Origin of the sequence: Shinella zoogloeoides, assembly GCF_033705735.1 — a bacterium.
Lineage (GTDB): Bacteria > Pseudomonadota > Alphaproteobacteria > Rhizobiales > Rhizobiaceae > Shinella > Shinella zoogloeoides_A.
In genome coordinates, this window is sequence record NZ_CP131130.1 from 507980 (window position 1) to 523702 (window position 15723).

Annotated in this window: 16 protein-coding genes; 11 read left to right on the forward strand and 5 right to left on the reverse strand. The window is 65.6% G+C overall.

What is annotated here, in order from left to right:
* The first annotated feature begins 17 nt into the window (after positions 1-17).
* The 4 genes from hdaA to ShzoTeo12_RS02515 all read left to right on the forward strand — a co-directional run bounded on the left by hdaA (position 18) and on the right by ShzoTeo12_RS02515 (position 5381).
* Positions 18-713, forward strand: a complete 696-nt coding sequence (hdaA, locus tag ShzoTeo12_RS02500) for a DnaA regulatory inactivator HdaA (RefSeq protein WP_318911167.1) — start codon at positions 18-20, stop codon at positions 711-713.
* A 332-nt stretch (positions 714-1045) separates the two neighbouring features.
* Positions 1046-3259: an RNA degradosome polyphosphate kinase gene (locus ShzoTeo12_RS02505; RefSeq protein ID WP_413251113.1), complete on the forward strand. Its 2214-nt coding sequence runs from the start codon at positions 1046-1048 to the stop codon at positions 3257-3259.
* 10 nt (positions 3260-3269) lie between these two features.
* A complete protein-coding gene (locus ShzoTeo12_RS02510; RefSeq protein WP_119258156.1) occupies positions 3270-4790 on the forward strand; it encodes a Ppx/GppA family phosphatase in 1521 nt (506 codons plus the stop codon).
* Positions 4791-4796: 6 nt separating this feature from the next.
* Positions 4797-5381 carry a DUF922 domain-containing Zn-dependent protease gene (locus ShzoTeo12_RS02515; RefSeq protein WP_318911168.1) on the forward strand — a complete coding sequence of 195 codons (585 nt, stop codon included), beginning with the start codon at positions 4797-4799 and terminating at the stop codon, positions 5379-5381.
* A 101-nt stretch (positions 5382-5482) separates the two neighbouring features.
* On the opposite strand, the gene ShzoTeo12_RS02520 is transcribed toward ShzoTeo12_RS02515, so the two are convergent.
* Together ShzoTeo12_RS02520 and ShzoTeo12_RS02525 are read right to left on the reverse strand one after the other, a co-directional pair.
* Entirely contained in the window at positions 5483-6841 is a 1359-nt protein-coding gene (locus ShzoTeo12_RS02520; RefSeq protein WP_318911169.1) for an esterase-like activity of phytase family protein, read from the reverse strand.
* Between the two features lie 165 nt (positions 6842-7006).
* Positions 7007-7909, reverse strand: a complete 903-nt coding sequence (locus tag ShzoTeo12_RS02525) for an AraC family transcriptional regulator (RefSeq protein WP_318911170.1) — start codon at positions 7907-7909, stop codon at positions 7007-7009.
* Between ShzoTeo12_RS02525 and ShzoTeo12_RS02530 the strand changes: the two genes are divergently transcribed.
* From ShzoTeo12_RS02530 to ShzoTeo12_RS02540, 3 genes are all read left to right on the forward strand, one after another.
* Positions 7908-8315 carry a DUF2000 family protein gene (locus ShzoTeo12_RS02530; RefSeq protein ID WP_318911171.1) on the forward strand — a complete coding sequence of 136 codons (408 nt, stop codon included), beginning with the start codon at positions 7908-7910 and terminating at the stop codon, positions 8313-8315. The genes ShzoTeo12_RS02525 and ShzoTeo12_RS02530 overlap by 2 nt on opposite strands.
* 119 nt (positions 8316-8434) lie before the next feature.
* A complete protein-coding gene (locus ShzoTeo12_RS02535) occupies positions 8435-8626 on the forward strand; it encodes a DUF4160 domain-containing protein (RefSeq protein WP_318911172.1) in 192 nt (63 codons plus the stop codon).
* A complete protein-coding gene (locus ShzoTeo12_RS02540; RefSeq protein WP_162911476.1) occupies positions 8616-9074 on the forward strand; it encodes a DUF2442 domain-containing protein in 459 nt (152 codons plus the stop codon). Before ShzoTeo12_RS02535 ends, ShzoTeo12_RS02540 begins: the two co-directional genes overlap by 11 nt.
* On the opposite strand, the gene rnd is transcribed toward ShzoTeo12_RS02540, so the two are convergent.
* The 3 genes from rnd to ShzoTeo12_RS02555 all read right to left on the reverse strand — a co-directional run bounded on the left by rnd (position 9071) and on the right by ShzoTeo12_RS02555 (position 11137).
* Positions 9071-10216 (reverse strand): ribonuclease D, encoded by a 1146-nt coding sequence (rnd, locus tag ShzoTeo12_RS02545; RefSeq protein ID WP_318912357.1) that lies wholly within the window; start codon positions 10214-10216, stop codon positions 9071-9073. The two genes, ShzoTeo12_RS02540 and rnd, sit on opposite strands and share 4 nt — an antisense overlap.
* Positions 10217-10393: 177 nt before the next feature.
* Entirely contained in the window at positions 10394-10570 is a 177-nt protein-coding gene (locus ShzoTeo12_RS02550; RefSeq protein ID WP_318911173.1) for a hypothetical protein, read from the reverse strand.
* A 144-nt stretch (positions 10571-10714) separates the two neighbouring features.
* Positions 10715-11137 (reverse strand): organic hydroperoxide resistance protein, encoded by a 423-nt coding sequence (locus ShzoTeo12_RS02555; protein WP_119258233.1) that lies wholly within the window; start codon positions 11135-11137, stop codon positions 10715-10717.
* 113 nt (positions 11138-11250) lie between these two features.
* Here ShzoTeo12_RS02555 and ShzoTeo12_RS02560 point away from each other — a divergent pair, with 113 nt between their 5' ends.
* From ShzoTeo12_RS02560 to ShzoTeo12_RS02575, 4 genes are all read left to right on the forward strand, one after another.
* A complete protein-coding gene (locus ShzoTeo12_RS02560; RefSeq protein ID WP_119258162.1) occupies positions 11251-11742 on the forward strand; it encodes a MarR family winged helix-turn-helix transcriptional regulator in 492 nt (163 codons plus the stop codon).
* A 79-nt stretch (positions 11743-11821) separates the two neighbouring features.
* A complete protein-coding gene (locus ShzoTeo12_RS02565) occupies positions 11822-13741 on the forward strand; it encodes a PAS domain-containing sensor histidine kinase (RefSeq protein ID WP_318911174.1) in 1920 nt (639 codons plus the stop codon).
* 1 nt (position 13742) lies between these two features.
* A complete protein-coding gene (locus ShzoTeo12_RS02570) occupies positions 13743-14120 on the forward strand; it encodes a response regulator (RefSeq protein ID WP_318911175.1) in 378 nt (125 codons plus the stop codon).
* Between the two features lie 268 nt (positions 14121-14388).
* Positions 14389-15630 carry an MFS transporter gene (locus tag ShzoTeo12_RS02575; RefSeq protein ID WP_318911176.1) on the forward strand — a complete coding sequence of 414 codons (1242 nt, stop codon included), beginning with the start codon at positions 14389-14391 and terminating at the stop codon, positions 15628-15630.
* Positions 15631-15723: the final 93 nt, after the last annotated feature.

Sequence of the window (15723 nt, forward strand, 5' to 3'; positions counted from 1 at the left end):
AGTACCGAGTAATGTCCATGACGTCGCGCAAGACAGCCGAACAGTTGCCGCTGGCCTTCGGGCACGATCCCGCGACGGGCCGCGACGACCTGCTCGTCGCCGAGCCCGTCGATGCGGCGGTGGCGATGATCGACGCCTGGCCGCACTGGCCGGCGCCTGTCGTCATCATCGCCGGGCCGATCGGCTCGGGCAAGTCGCACCTTGCCGCGATCTGGCGCGAGAAGGCCGGCGCGGCGCTGATCGAGCCGGAGCCGGGCAGGGGGGCGGAAGCGGCGGCCGAGCACGGCCCCGTCCTCATCGAGGATGCCGACCGCAAGGGCTTCGACGACCGCACGCTCTTCCACGTCATCAACAATGTGCGCCAGAACGGCCACACGCTGCTCATCACCAGCCGGCTCTGGCCGATGTCCTGGCCGGTCGACCTTCCGGACCTGCGCTCGCGCCTCAAGGCGGCGACGGTGGTGGAGATCGGCGAGCCGGACGACGAACTGCTCTCCCAGGTCATCGTCAAGCTTTTCGCCGACCGCCAGCTCTTCGTCGACGAGAAGCTGGTGGCCTATATCGTCGCGCGCATGGAGCGCTCGCTGGAGGCCGCGCAGACGCTGGTGGAACGGCTCGACCGCCTCGCGCTCGCCCGCGGCAGCCGCATCACGCGGGCGCTGGCGCAGGAGGTGCTGGGCGAGATGGTGGGCGGCGGGGATTTCGAGGAATAGGTCGGGGGCAGGGGTGTGCGAAGGCCTGCGAAGACCGGGCCCCTCATCCGGCCTGCCGGCCACCTTCTCCTTGGCTGCGGGGAGAAGGGGATATGCCGCACTCGTTTCCCAAACTTTCAACGCTGCGTGGGGCACGTCCCCTCTCCCCGCTTGCGGGGAGAGGGCTAGGGTGAGGGGCAAGGCTCCACACACGATTGTCCCCCGAATTCCACCGCCCCCGATTGACTGTCACAGTTCTGTCGTCAAACTGCGCTAAGCGCTTCGTGGAAAAGCATAAATCGTTTCCCGTTCGAAGCTGCGTCGAACAGGTGGCCAACCGGGCGGAACATCCAATGGATACAGCGACTTCCGATCTTTCTCAGGAAAAGCCCGCCGAGGGCGCGCGCCCCGATGGCGCTTCCGTCGATATCGAAGCGCTGATGGCAAGCCCCGAGCGCTTCATCAACCGCGAATTCTCCTGGCTCCAGTTTAACCGCCGCGTCCTGGAAGAAACGCTGAACACCGCCCATCCGCTGCTGGAGCGCGTGCGGTTCCTGTCGATCTCCGCCGCCAACCTCGACGAGTTCTTCATGGTGCGCGTCGCCGGCCTCGAAGGGCAGGTGCGCCAGGGCGTCGGCATCCGCAGCCCGGACGGCAAGACCTCGGCCGAGCAGCTCGACGATATCCTGAAGGAGATCGACAATCTCCAGATGGAGCAGCAGGCCTCGCTCGCCGTGCTCCAGCAATATCTCGCCAAGGAAGACATTCTCATCGTCCGCCCGACGGCGCTTTCCAGCGACGACAGGGTCTGGCTGCAACAGGAATTCACCCAGTCGATCTTCCCGGTGCTGACGCCGCTTTCCATCGACCCGGCGCACCCGTTCCCCTTCATCCCCAATCTCGGCTTCTCCATCGGCCTGCAGCTCGAAAGCACGATGGGCAAGGAGCCGATGACGGCGCTCCTGCGCCTGCCCGTCGCGCTCGACCGCTTCATCCGCCTGCCCGATGCCGGCGGCGCGATCCGCTACATCACGCTGGAGGATGCGGTCGGCCTCTTCATCGGCAAGCTCTTCCCCGGCTATATCGTGCGCGGCTCGGGTACGTTCCGCATCATCCGCGACAGCGATATCGAAGTGGAGGAAGAGGCGGAAGACCTCGTGCGCTTTTTCGAGACGGCGCTGAAGCGCCGCCGCCGCGGCTCGGTGATCCGCATCGAGACCGACTCGGAAATGCCGGAATCGCTGCGGCGCTTCGTCGTCGGCGAACTGAACGTGCCGGATAACCGCGTCGCCGTCTTGCCGGGCCTGCTCGCCCTCAACACGCTGTCGGAAATCGCCAAGGCGCCGCGCGACGACCTGAGGTTCGAGCCCTACAATGCCCGATTTCCCGAACGCGTCCGAGAACACGCCGGAGACTGCCTCGCCGCCATCCGGGAAAAGGACATGGTCGTCCACCACCCCTACGAAAGCTTCGACGTGGTGGTCCAGTTCCTTCTCCAGGCTGCGCGCGATCCTGACGTCCTGGCGATAAAGCAGACCCTCTACCGCACCTCCAACGACAGCCCCATCGTGCGCGCGCTGATCGATGCCGCCGAGGCCGGCAAGTCGGTGACGGCGCTGGTGGAGCTGAAGGCCCGCTTCGACGAGGAGGCCAACATCCGCTGGGCACGCGACCTCGAACGCGCCGGCGTGCAGGTCGTCTTCGGCTTCATCGAGCTGAAGACCCACGCCAAGATGTCGATGGTCGTGCGCCGCGAGGAGGGCAAGCTTCGCACCTACTGCCATCTCGGCACGGGCAACTACCACCCGGTCACGGCGAAGATCTACACGGACCTGTCCTTCTTCACCTGCAACCCGACCATCGCCAGCGACATGGCGAACATCTTCAACTTCATCACCGGCTACGGCGAGCCGGAGGCCGGCATGAAGCTCGCCTTCTCGCCCTATACGCTGCGCCCGCGCATCCTGCGTCACATCGACGAGGAGATCGCCCATGCGAAGAACGGCGCGCCGGCCGCGATCTGGATGAAGATGAACTCGCTGGTCGATCCCGACATCATCGATGCGCTCTACCGCGCCAGCCAGGCGGGCGTGGAGGTGGACCTCGTGGTGCGCGGCATCTGCTGCCTGCGCCCGCAGGTTCCGGGGCTTTCCGACAATATCCGCGTCAAGTCCATCGTCGGCCGCTTCCTCGAACATTCCCGCATCTTCTGCTTCGGCAACGGCCACGGGCTTCCATCGGACAAGGCGCTGGTCTATATAGGCTCGGCGGACATGATGCCGCGCAACCTGGACCGGCGGGTCGAGACACTCGTGCCTCTGATCAACCGGACGGTGCATGAGCAGGTCCTCTCGCAGATCATGCTGGGCAATCTGATCGATAACCAGCAGAGCTACGAGATTCTTGCGGACGGAACGTCCCGGCGCATGGAAGTGCAGCCCGGCGCCGAGCCGTTCAACGCTCAGCACTACTTCATGACCAACCCCAGCCTGTCCGGCCGGGGTGAAGCCCTGAAGTCCTCCGCACCGAAGGCGATCGCGGGCTGGCAAGGCCGGCGCAAGAAGTAACTGGATATGCATGGTCGAATCTGAAGCCCAGGGGCGTCTGCCTGGAATTGCCCCGGTGTCGGTCGTGGATATCGGCTCCAACTCGATTCGCCTGGTGGTCTACGAGGGCATGAGCCGTTCGCCGGCCATTCTCTTCAACGAGAAGGTCATGTGCGGCCTCGGCCGGGGCCTCGCTAAAACGGGCCGCATGGATCAGGCGAGCGTCGACCGGGCGCTTGCAGCTCTCCACCGTTTCAAGGCTCTTTCAAGGCAGGCCCGCGCCTCCACCATGTTCGCGCTGGCGACCGCCGCCGCGCGCGAGGCGGAGAACGGCCCCGATTTCATTCACCAGGCCGAGATGATCCTCGGCCAGAAGGTCCGCGTGCTGACGGGCGAGGAGGAGGCCTATTTCTCGGCGCTTGGCATCGTCAGCGGCTTCCATGACACCGACGGCATCGTCGGCGACCTCGGCGGCGGCTCGCTGGAGCTGATCGATGTCGCCGGCGGCATGATCGGCAAGGGCGTCACCCTGCCGCTCGGCGGCATCCGCCTGTCGGAAGCCTCCGGCGGCTCGCCCGCCCAGGCCCGCATCGTCGCGCGCAAGTATCTGCGCACCGCCAATCTTCTGAAGAATGGCGCGGGCCGCGCCTTCTATGCCGTCGGCGGCACCTGGCGCGCCATCGGCACGCTGAACATGGAGGTGCGCAACTATCCGCTGCATATGATCCAGGGTTACGAGCTCGGCTTTTCCGATGCCATGGATTTCCTGACGGATATCGTCACGGCCAAGGATCCCAAGGACGCGGCCTATGCCACGATCTCCAAGAACCGCCGCAACCTCCTGCCCTTCGGCGCCGTCGCCATGCAGGAGGCCATCGCCATCATGAAGCCCTCGCGGGTCTTCTTCTCCGCGCAGGGCGTGCGCGAGGGCTATCTCTATTCGCTGCTGCCCGAGCGCGAGAAGGCGCGCGATCCGCTGCTCGCCGCCGCCGGCGAGCTTGCCATCCTGCGCGCCCGCTCGCCCGAGCATGCCCGCGAGCTTGCCGAATGGACCGGCCGCATGATGCCGCTCTTCGGCATCACCGAGACGGACGAGGAGCGGCGCTACCGCGAGGCCGCCTGCCTCCTGGCGGACATAAGCTGGCGCGCCCATCCCGATTATCGCGGCCTCCAGGCGCTGAACCTCATCGCGCACGGCACCTTCATCGGCATCACCCATCCCGGCCGCGCCTTCATCGCGCTCACCAACTATTACCGCTTCGAAGGGCTGAACGACGATGCGGTGAGCAGCTCGCTCGCCGCCGTCGCGACGCCGCGCCTGCGCGAGCTTGCCAAGCTCGTCGGCGGCCTGCTGCGCGTCGTCTATCTTTTCTCGGCCTCCATGCCCGGCGTCGTGCCGCGCCTTGCCTTCCGCAAGTCGACGCAGGCGGATGTCGACCTCGATCTCGTCGTGCCGCCGGACTATGCCGAGCTCGCCGGCGAACGGCTCGAAGGCCGCCTGCAGCAGCTTGCCCGCCTGACCGGCAGGAAGCTCGCCTTCAGATACCTTTAGGTCGCCATGCGGATCGTGTCCTTCCTCGCCGTTTTCCTCTTCGCCGCAAGTGCGTTCGCGCAGGACTGGCAGGCGGTCGAGCGGGTGGAGCCCTATACGGTTGAGGGCGCGACGGGCCTTGAGATCTACCGCTCGATCGGCGAGCGCGGCCCGAAGCTCGGGGTCGCCCGCGTCATTGCCCATACCGGCTTCAAGCTCACCTGGACGCGCAAATACGAGCGCAAGGGCAATGCCTGCGTGATCACGGTCAACCGGCCGAAACTCATCATCACCTACACGCTGCCCAGGCTGAAAACCAAGCTCGCCGAGCCGATGAAGGGCCGGTGGGACACCTTCCTCGCCGGCGTCACCGCGCACGAGAAGGTGCATGGCGACTTCATCCGGGACATGGTGAGGGAGATCGAGGCGATGAGCGTCGGCATGACGGTCGAGAACGACCCGGACTGCCGGAAGATCCGCCCGCAACTGCAGGCCCGCCTCGGCGAACTCTCCAACGCCCAGCGCGCCCGCAGCCGCGATTTCGACCAGGTCGAGATGAGCGAGGGCGGCAACGTGCACCAGTTGATCCTGCGGCTGGTCGATCCGCGGTAGCGGAAAATCGCCTCCCCGGATCGTCACTTGCAGAAGACGGCGGCGCCTCCTGCCCCTTCTCCCCGCCTGCGGGGAGAAGGAGGATGCGGCCCGCTCTCCGATCATTCGGCCTTCAGGAACTCGCCCACTTCCAGCAGCACGAACTCGTTGTCGTCCGCCTTGTCCAGCGCGCGGCCGGCGGAGAAGGGCAGGTTGTTGTCGTTGCCGACGATGATGTGCGTGTCGTCCACGCGGTCGACATTCTCGATGGTGACGAACGGCATGTCGTAGAAGCCTTCGCCGCCGCCCTGGCGCTTCCTGTTGTCGGGGTCGGCGATCTTGAGGAGGTCGATATAGCCGATCTTGCGCACGGCCTTGCCGGCATTCTCGTCGGTCATGGCGATCTTGTAGATGCGCTTGACCTTGGAGGCGGGGGCGAAGCAATCCGGCTTCGGGTCCTTCGGATCGGCGCAGGCCTTGTCGGCGGTGCCCGCGCCGTTGTCGCGCTCGATCACGAGGGCGGTCGTCGCGTCCAGCATGTTGAAGTCGCCGATCGCTTCGCCGCCTTCCGAAAGCGGATAGAGCCAGCTCCGGCCCGTCCATGCCTTGGAGGCGACGTCGAGCTCGATGATGCGCAGCGCCGGGCGGCCTTCGGCCTGTTCGACGCTCTCGCCGTTGAGCCAGATCGGGCCTTCGAGCAGGCCATAGAGCTTCGCGCCGTCCTTCGACATGGCAAGGCCCTCATAGCCGCCGGAGCGCTTGAGGTTGAAGGCCGGCATTTTCTTGGAGGGATCGGCCTGCACGGCAAGCGTCGGGTTGTCCGGCGAGGTCACCGGCTTGCCGTCGACTTCGGTGGCGATGACATCCGTCAGCTTGCCGTCGAGGTCGAATTTCAGGATATAGGGGCCGAATTCCTCGCCGATCCAGAAACCGTCCGCCACCGGCTGGATGGATTCGACGTCGAAGTCGCCGCCCGTGAGGTAGCGCGTCGCCGCGCCTTCCATGACGATCGGGAAGGGCGCCTTCCTGTCGGGATCGGAAAGGAAGACGGTCTTGATCGGCTCCATCGTGCCCTTGTCCCAGTCGAAGCGCACATGATGGATCATCAGCATGGCGTCGGTCGAATTCAGCTTGTTGCCGAAGCCGTTGTCCGAGAGTGTCCAGAACGTGCCGCCCTCCATGGCCTTGATGCCGGAGAAGCCCTGCATCGGCTGGCCGTCGAAGGGCAGCGAAAGGCCGGTTTCGCGCACGCCGTCCTTGCCCATGATGCTGCCGAGGGCCTCGGCGCGCTTGCGGTCGGGCGTGGTGAACTTGCCGGAGGTCTTCAGGTAGTCGGCGGCATCGGCCGGCGCGGCGAGGATCGTGTTGGCCGGAAGGATCGCGTGGGCCTTCAGCGTGGCCGGAAATTCCTTCTCCGCGGCGAAGGTTGCGGTGGACGTCAACAGCGCGAGCGCGGCGGTGGCGAAAAGGTGCCTGGTCATGAAAATCCCCATGGGTTTGCAAACGGGTCGGCAAGGCGACGCCGCTTGATAGGCGTCGCGCATGACCGCGGCTTGACAGTTGGGTATCGCTTTCGTGACCTCTTTGTTTTGCCGCGTTTCCGAACGCAAAACCGCTTCGCACTTTTGCTGGAAATGCTCTAGGGATCAGTTCCGGTGCCCGGCGGCCAGCGCCGCGAAGCGCCCGGGCGTCATGCCGAGCGCCTTCTTGAAGTGCCGGTTGAGATGCGCCTGGTCGGCAAAGCCGCTGGCGAAGGCCGCTTCCGCGATGGTCTCGCCGGCCGTGATCAGCGCTTTCGCCCGCTCCAGCCGCCGCATGACGAGATAGCGGTGCGGGCTGGTGCCGAGGAGCTGGCGGAACTGGCGGGAAAGCGCGAAGCGGTCGAGCCCTGTCACCGCCTCCAGCTCCGCGGAGCCGACCTGCCGGGAAAGGTTTTCTCGCAGGAAATCGCAGGCCCGCTGCACCTCCGGCCGCGCCAGCCGCCCCGCCCGCGCCTGCGGCGCCCCGGCATGGTCGAGGAGGGCGCTCGCGATCTCCCCGACGATCTCGTCCAGCTTCAGCGGCTCGATCGTCTCGTCCATGCTGCCGATGGCGTCGAGCAGCAGGCCCGCAAGGCGCGGATCGTCGACGACGGGCGTGGCAACGAAGGGCAATGTCCGCCCGCGCCCGGCCGTCGCCGGCAGGAAGCGCTCCGGCGGGATGTAGATCATGCGGTAGGTGAGGCCTTCCTCGGTGCCCGCGCCGCCGTCGTGCAGCTCGTCGGGATGCAGCACGATCACGTTGCCGGGCGGGCTGAAACGCGCCTCGCCGCGATAGCGGAAGGTCTGGATGCCGGCCATGGTGACGCCGAGCGCATAGGTATCGTGCCGGTGCGGCTCGAACCCCTTGCCGCGGAAGCGCGCCTCGATGCGCTCGATGCCGGCAAGCTCCGGCGCGACGACGATGCGGTCCTTCTCCTCGCACGAACGTTCAAGCGGATCGTCGAGCGCGCCTGCTATCGCATTGGCCGCGGAATGGTCCGCAGCCTTTTCCCGGGAGAATACCTGCATGTTCGATACCAAGTTCGCCGTGGTGCTGCGCGAGGATCTGGAGGTGTGGCAGAAGCTCAACGTCACCGCCTTCCTGTCCGGCGGCATCATCGGCCGGAAGCCGGAGCTGATCGGCGAAGCCTACCGCGATGCGCGGGGCAATGTCTACAATGCCCTCAGCGTCCAGCCCGTCATCGTTCTGGCCGCCGACGGCGCGACCCTCGCGAAGATCCACGCCCGCGCGCTGGAGCGCGAGGTGCCGGCCTCCGTCTATATCGAGGAAATGTTCGCTACCGGCCACGACGCCGCCAATCGCGCCGTCTTCGAAAAGTTCGGCCCTGACGACGCAAAAATCGTCGGCATCGCCCTCCACGCCGAGAAGAAAACCGTCGACCGGATCACGAAGGGCGCGAAGCTGCACGCCTAGGCTGGACGAGGAAGTGCACTCGGCGCACTATATCGTTGATTTAGTGCGCCGAGTGCACTATTTTATCGCTGGAGTTGGATGTGCCGACACTCTTCATGTTCGGAAACTTGAAGATCCGCATGTTCGCCGACGACCATAACCCGCCGCATTTCCGCATCCTGACGCCGGAACATGAAGCGCTGGTGCGGATTGCCGATCTTGCGGTTCTGGCAGGCTCGATCGACCGCCGGTCCTATGATCTGGCGTGCCGCTGGGCCTTGGAAAACAGGGAGTTGCTGGAACGTGAGTGGCGCCGCTTCAATGAACGATGACATCATTTCCGTGGGCCGGCCTTTGCCGCGCATCATGAAAGCCGAGGCGCTTGATGGCCGGCGCGTGCGCGTTGTCTGGCGTGACGGGGCGAGCAAGGTGGTCGATCTCGGCCCGATGCTGGAAAGCCGGCGCATCTTCATCCCGCTTCGGCAGGACGATGCGCTCTTCCGCGTGCTCGCCGTCAGCGAGGAGGGGGATGCGTTGGTCTGGCCGGGGGACGACCTCGAATGCTCGGCGGTCTGGATCGAGGCGCTGCCATCCGACGATTTCGAGAATGCGGATTTCAGGGCGGCGATGGACCAGCTCGGCATGTCGCTGGATGGCATGGCGGCCGCGCTCGAAGTCTCGCGCCGCCTCGTTGCCTCCTACCGCAAGGACAAGCCGATCCCGCGGCATATCGGTCTTGCGACCCGCTACCTTGTCGAGCACGCGCGGCGCAGGGCTTAAAGCTCCACCGCCTCGATCTTCCGGTCGACGAAGCGCAAGGCCACCTTGCCGCCGATGAGGTTGAGGGCGGTCTCGCCGAAGAGGTCGCGGCGCCAGCCGTGGAGGGCGGCGACGTCGGCGGCTTCGCCATCGACGGCGATCTTTTCGAGGTCGTCGGAATTGGCGATGATCTTGGCGGCGACGCCCTGCTTTTCCGCGACGATCTTGAGGAGCACCTTCAGCATCTCGCTGGCGGCGGCCGCACCCTCGGGCACATGGTTCTGGCGCGGCAGGCGCGGCAGGTCGGCCTTGGGAATGGCGAGCGCCTCGCCGATGGCCTCGAGCAGGGCGGCGCCCGACTGCGAGCGCTCCCAGCCCTTGGGAATGGTGCGAAGGCGCGCCAGCGCCTCGGCATCTGCGGGCTGCTGCTGGGCGATCTCGTAGATCGTGTCGTCCTTGAGGATGCGCGAGCGCGGCACGTTGCGCGCGCGCGCCTCGCGTTCGCGCCAGGCGGCGACCTTCTGCAGGACGGCCAGCTCCATCGGCTTCTTGACGCGCATCTTGAGGCGCCGCCAGGCGTCGTCCGGATGCAGGTCGTAGGTATCGCGCGATTCCAGCACCGCCATTTCCTCGGTCAGCCACAGCGAGCGGCCGGCGCTTTCCAGCTTCTCCTTGAGCGCCAGATAGACGTCGCGCAGGTGCGTCACGTCGGCGAGCGCATATTCGAGCTGCTTGTCGGTGAGCGGCCGGCGGCTCCAGTCGGTGAAGCGCGAGGACTTGTCGATATGCACGCCCTTGATCTTCTGCACGAGCTGGTCGTAGGAAACGCTGTCGCCGAAGCCGCAGACCATGGCGGCGACCTGCGTGTCGAAGATCGGATGCGGGATCAGCCCGCCGCGGTTGAAGATGATCTCGATGTCCTGCCGCGCGGCGTGGAACACCTTCAGCACGGCGGGATTGGCCATCAGCTCGAAGAACGGCTGCAGGTCGAGGCCCTTGGCGAGCGGATCGACGATCACCTCGGTCTCGGGACCGGCGAGCTGGATCAGGCAGAGCTCCGGCCAGAACGTCGTCTCCCGCAGGAACTCCGTGTCGATCGTCAGATACTCGGAACGGGCGAGCGTCTCACAGGCGTCGCGAAGGGCTGCGGTTGTCTCGATGATCTGCATAGGCGGCTCTGGCGGGCTTTTCTTGAAATTTTTGATCGGGCAGCTTTAGACGTTCCACCCTTTTGCCACAATCAAAAACTTGCGCCGGAGGCGGCGCGGCAAGAGCGGTTACACGCGAAAGGCCCGGATGCAGGCACATCCGGGCCCTTTCGAAGGTCAGCATACGCGGGACTACTTGCAGACCTTGAACTTCCTGATGATGACGTTGCCGTAGTCGTCGTAGGACTTCACCTTCTTGATGAAGCAATGCGGCTTGTGGCCGTAGCCGTAGTAGCCGGCCTGGGAAGGGGCAGCGAAGGAAATGGCGGCGACGGCCGCGATGGCGGACGAAACGATGATCTTGCGCATGGGTCTCTCCCGATCGGTTCGGACGAGCCTCTCTCATCCGGTGATCCGAATGTCCCATGCCGCCTCGCCGTCCGCTGTTTCCCCGGAAACAGAAAGGCCGCCCGCGGGGCGGACGGCCTTTCGTTCGGTCGGGGCAGGGAAGCGTCAGGCGACCGTGGTCTTGACGTCGAGATTGCCGCGGGTGGCGTGGCTGTAGGGGCAGACGACGTGGGCCTTCTTGACGAGGTCTTCCAGCACGGCCTTGTCGACGCCGGGGGCGGAGACTTCGAGCGCCGCCTCGATGCCGAAGCCGCCGCCGTCCTCGCGCGGGCCGATGCCGACCGTCGCGGTGACTTTCGCGTCATCCGGGATCTTAACCTTTTCCTTGCCGGCGACGAATTTCAGCGCGCCGAGGAAGCAGGCGGAATAGCCGACCGCGAAGAGCTTTTCCGGGTTTGCGCCGGACGCGCCGTCGCCGCCGAGTTCCTTCGGCACGGTCAGCGTCACGTCGACGGTGCCGTCTTCCGTTGCGCCATGGCCGGCGCGGCCGCCCGTTGCAGAAGCCTTGGTCCTGTAGAGAATGGGCATGGTTGTCTCCTTCCTGTCGTCGTTGATGATGGCTATTTGATAGCGCAAAACTAGATTGTGCGCAATATGATTTTGCAAATTGCAATTTCGGCCGTTTATGCGAGAATGGCAGCATGAGCGACAAACGTGACGAAGCTGAGACGAACGACATTGCGCCGGGCATGCTGGCCCTCGACCAGCAGCTCTGTTTCGCCGTCTATTCCGCGGCCCATGCGCTCAACCGCACCTACAAGCCGCTGCTCGATCCCTATGGCCTCACCTATCCGCAATATATCGCGCTGATGACGCTGTGGGAGGAGGATGGCCGCACGGTCAAGGCGCTCGGCGAGACGCTGGGGCTCGATTCCGGCACGCTCTCGCCGCTGCTCAAGCGCCTGGAGGCGGCGGGCTACATCCACCGCGCCCGCGACAAGGCCGACGAGCGGCAGGTTCTCGTCACCCTCACCGACAAGGGCCGCGCCATGCAAAGCGAGGCTGTCGCCATCCGCATGGCGATCGGCAAGGCGACGGGCTGTTCCATCGAGGCGCTGCAATCCCTTACGGTCGAGCTGCAGGCGCTGGCCGGGCGGCTCGAGGGCGCGGACAGGCGCGACGACGCGGCATAGGGGTAGTTTTTCACCTCTTCACCCTGCAAGGCCTTCGGGTTAAGGTCCGCGCGGCGTCGCAAGCGCCAAGGGGGCAGGGGTGAACGGGCAGGGGTCCTGGCAGAAGGCGAGTGTCGCGGCGGGCCTTTGGTGCGTCGCGGTCGGTGTCGTCATGTTGACGCTGTGGCTCGCCGAGCCGGCGGCGCTCGCCGCGCGCCATCCCGCTCTTTTCGGCATGAAGTTCAATGCGGCGCTCGCCTTCGCCGCCATGGGTTCCGCCGTGCTTCTGGCCGGCCGCGGTTTCCGGCGTCTTCCGGCCGCGCTCTTCCTCATGGTCTTCGTCTATGGCGCGCTGGCGCTCGCCCAGCATCTCTTCAGCATCGATGCGGGCATCGACACGCTGCTCGACCGGCCCTTCGTCGATATCGGCACCAGCCGGCCCGGCCGCATCGCGCCCAATACCGCGCTGTGCTTCATGCTGGCAGGCCTTGCCTTCCTGCAACGCGCGCTGCAGGGCAGGAGCGGGATGCTGCAGGTGGCGCTCGGCATGGCCTGCGTCATCATCGCGGCGGCCGCGCTGATCGGCTATGCCATCGCGCTCGATTTCGCCCATGACTGGGTGCGCTATACGCGCATGTCCTTCCAGAGCGCGAGCTGCTTCGTCGCGCTCGGCCTCGTGCTGGTCTTCGTGGGCGCGGAGACGACCGGCTACCACCGGATCGCGCTGGCCGGCGCGCTCGGCCTCGGCACCTATCTCCTGCTGCTCGCCATGACCTATTACGAGCTGGCGCGCTACGAGAAGGCCTTCGGCATCACCTTCTCCAGCGGCGACAACACCGCCCGCTCGACGCTGTCCTCGCTCGTCCTGATTTCCGGCGCGCTCTACAGCGCGCTGATCGCCCATCTCTATCTCTCCTCGCGCCGGGCGCGCCGCATGGCCGGCGAGCTTGCCGAAAGCCGCGCCCGCCTTGCCGCCATCATCGACAATGCGGTGGACGGCATCGTCACCATCGACGAGCGCGGCATCGTCCTTTCCGTCAACGCCGCCTCAACGCGCATCTTCGGCTATGCGCCGGAGGAGGTGGTCGGGCGGAACGTGAAGATGCTGATGCCCGAGCCCTATCACGGCGAGCACGACGGCTATCTTTCCAGCTACCGCCGCACCGGCGAGGCGAAGATCATCGGCATCGGCCGCGAGGTGGAGGGCCGGCGCCGCGACGGCACGGTCTTCCCGCTCGACCTCGCCGTCGCGCGGGTGGAACTGAACGGCGCGACGATCTACAGCGGCATCGTGCGCGACATTTCCGAGCGCAAGGCGAACGAGCAGGCGCTGATCGAGGCGAATGCCGAGCTGGAGGAATTCGCCTACCGCACCTCGCACGACCTGCGCTCGCCGATCGCCTCCTCGCTCGGCCTGCTCGGCATTTCGCGCGAGATGATGGCGGAGGGCGACATGGCCGGGCTCGGCGAGATGCTCCAGCGCATGGAAGGCAATTTCCGCCGCCTCGACCACCTGATCCAGAACATCATCACCGTCACGCGCACCCGCCTCCTGGAAGAGGAGGACCGGCCGGTGGGCCTGCGCGCGCTCGTCGCCGAGGCGGTGGATGCCCTGTCGCATCTCGACGACGTCCGGCGTATCCGCATCGAAAATCATGTGCCGCCAGAATTGACAATCGTCAGCAAGCCGTCGAAATTCCAGGTCGTCGTCGGCAACATGCTGTCCAACGCGGTCAAGTACCACGACCCGAAGGAAGCCGAGCCGGCGATCGATATCCGCGCCTTCCGCTATGCCGGCAGGCTGCGGCTGTCGGTGGAGGACAACGGCCTGGGCGTTCCGCCCTCCAGCCGCCATTTGTTGTTCCAGATGTTCAAACGGCTGCACCCGAACCGCTCCTTCGGCAGCGGGCTCGGCCTCTATATTTTGAAGAAGACCGCGGAATCCCTCGGCGGGACCGCACTTTACGAAGCAAGGGATAAGGGCAGCCGCTTCATCGTGGAACTGCCCGATGGGGAATAGAATGAAGATCACCTCCATTCTCGTCGTCGACGATGACGAGAACGACCAGTTCATCTGCGAATACACGATCCGCAAGTTCGACCCGTCGATCCGCGTCACGAAGGCCTTCGACGGCACGGAGGCGCTGGACGCGCTGCGCACTGACACGCCCGACGCCATCATCCTCGACATCAACATGCCGGTCATGAACGGTTTCGAGTTCCTCGACCGCTATGCCGAGGAGTTCGAGGTCCACGCCCCCGTCGTCGCCATGCTCACCAGCTCCCATCTCGGCAAGGACCGCGAGCGCGCCCTGCAATACAGCTTCGTGAAGAGCTATTTCGAAAAGCCCCTGGCGGCCGACCATCTGCGGGTCATGACGGATTTGCTGGAGGGGTGAGGGAAGGAGGGCGGATCTGCGGATGCCACCCCCCTCTGCCCTGCCGGGCATCTCCCCCACACGGGGGGAGATTGGATGGAGCGCCGTCTCGCCCATCTCCAGCGTTGTTGATTGAGCAAGGTTTTCGCGTCTTGCCGATCTCCCCCCTTGTGGGGGAGATGCCCGGCAGGGCAGAGGGGGTATGGCATCCGCCGCCGTTGCATACAATTTCCGCATCCTCCGCCGCTTTCCCTCTCCCTTTCCGCAAAACCTTCGCCATAGTGGCCGCATGTCCACGATTCGCCCGCTGATTCCCCTTCTCGTGACCGCAGGCATCCTGATCGGGGGCAACGGGCTGCAGGGCACGTTCATCGCGCTGCGGGCCTCCGACGAGGGCTTTTCCACCTCCGTCATCGGCTTCGTCGGCGCGGGCTATTCCATCGGCTTCGCCATCGGCTGCATCTATGTGACGCGCGTGCTGCGCGCCATCGGCCATATCCGCACCTTCTCGGCCATGGCGGCCATCGCCTCGGCCTCGGCCATCGCCATGGTGCTGGTCATCGACCCGGTCTTCTGGTTCCTGATGCGCCTCGTCGCCGGCGTCTGCTTCGCCAGCCTCTTCGCCACGGTCGAAAGCTGGCTGAACGCCGCCGTCACCAATGCCAACCGGGCGCGCACGCTCTCCGTCTACCGCCTCGTCGATCTCGGCTCGGTCACGGCGGCGCAATATGTCATTCCCGGCGTCGGCGTCGGCGGCTTCGAGATTTTCGCCATCATCGCCATGGCGCTGTCGCTGTCGCTGGTGCCGATCTCGCTTGCCGACCGCTCCAGCCCCACCGTGCCGGAGGCGATCCGCTTCGATGTGAAGAAGCTCTGGAACATCTCGCCGCTCGCCACCGTCGGCTGCATCGTCGTCGGCCTCACCAATGCGGCCTTCCGCAATCTCGGGCCGATCTACGCCCACGATATCGGCCTGTCGGTGACGGCGATCGCCAGCTTCATGAGCGCCGGCATCGTCGGCGGCGTGGTGCTGCAATATCCGCTCGGCATCTATTCCGACCGGCTCGACCGGCGCCTCGTCATCCTCTTCGCCACGCTCGGCTCGACATTCGCCGCGCTGTACCTCGCCCTCTTCGCCGGCGGCGACGAATGGAAGAACCTCGTCGGCATCTTCGTCTTCGGCGCCTTCGCCATGCCGCTCTATTCGCTCTGCTCGGCCCATGCCAACGACCATGCGGGCGAGGGCGAGCATGCGCTGGTCTCGGCCGGCATGCTGTTCTTCTGGTCCTGCGGGGCGATCATCGGGCCGCTCTTCGCCTCCGTCCTCCTGCAGTTCCTCGGGCCGCAGGCGCTCTTCCTCTATACCGCCGTCGTGCTCGTCGCCTTCATGGCCTATACGGCGCTGCGCATGACCGCGCGCCCCGCCGTGCCGGCCGGGGAGCGGCGCCGCCGCTTCCGCACCCTGCTGCGCACCTCCTTCTTCTTCAACAAGCTCGCCGCACCCGAGAAGGACCGCAACGGTAGGCCCTAGACCCCAACAACGGCCTGCGGCAATCTGGTCGCAGCATGCTTATTGATGAGCGCTGTCCTCAGGTTTAGAAACGGGTCACATACCCGGAGGGAC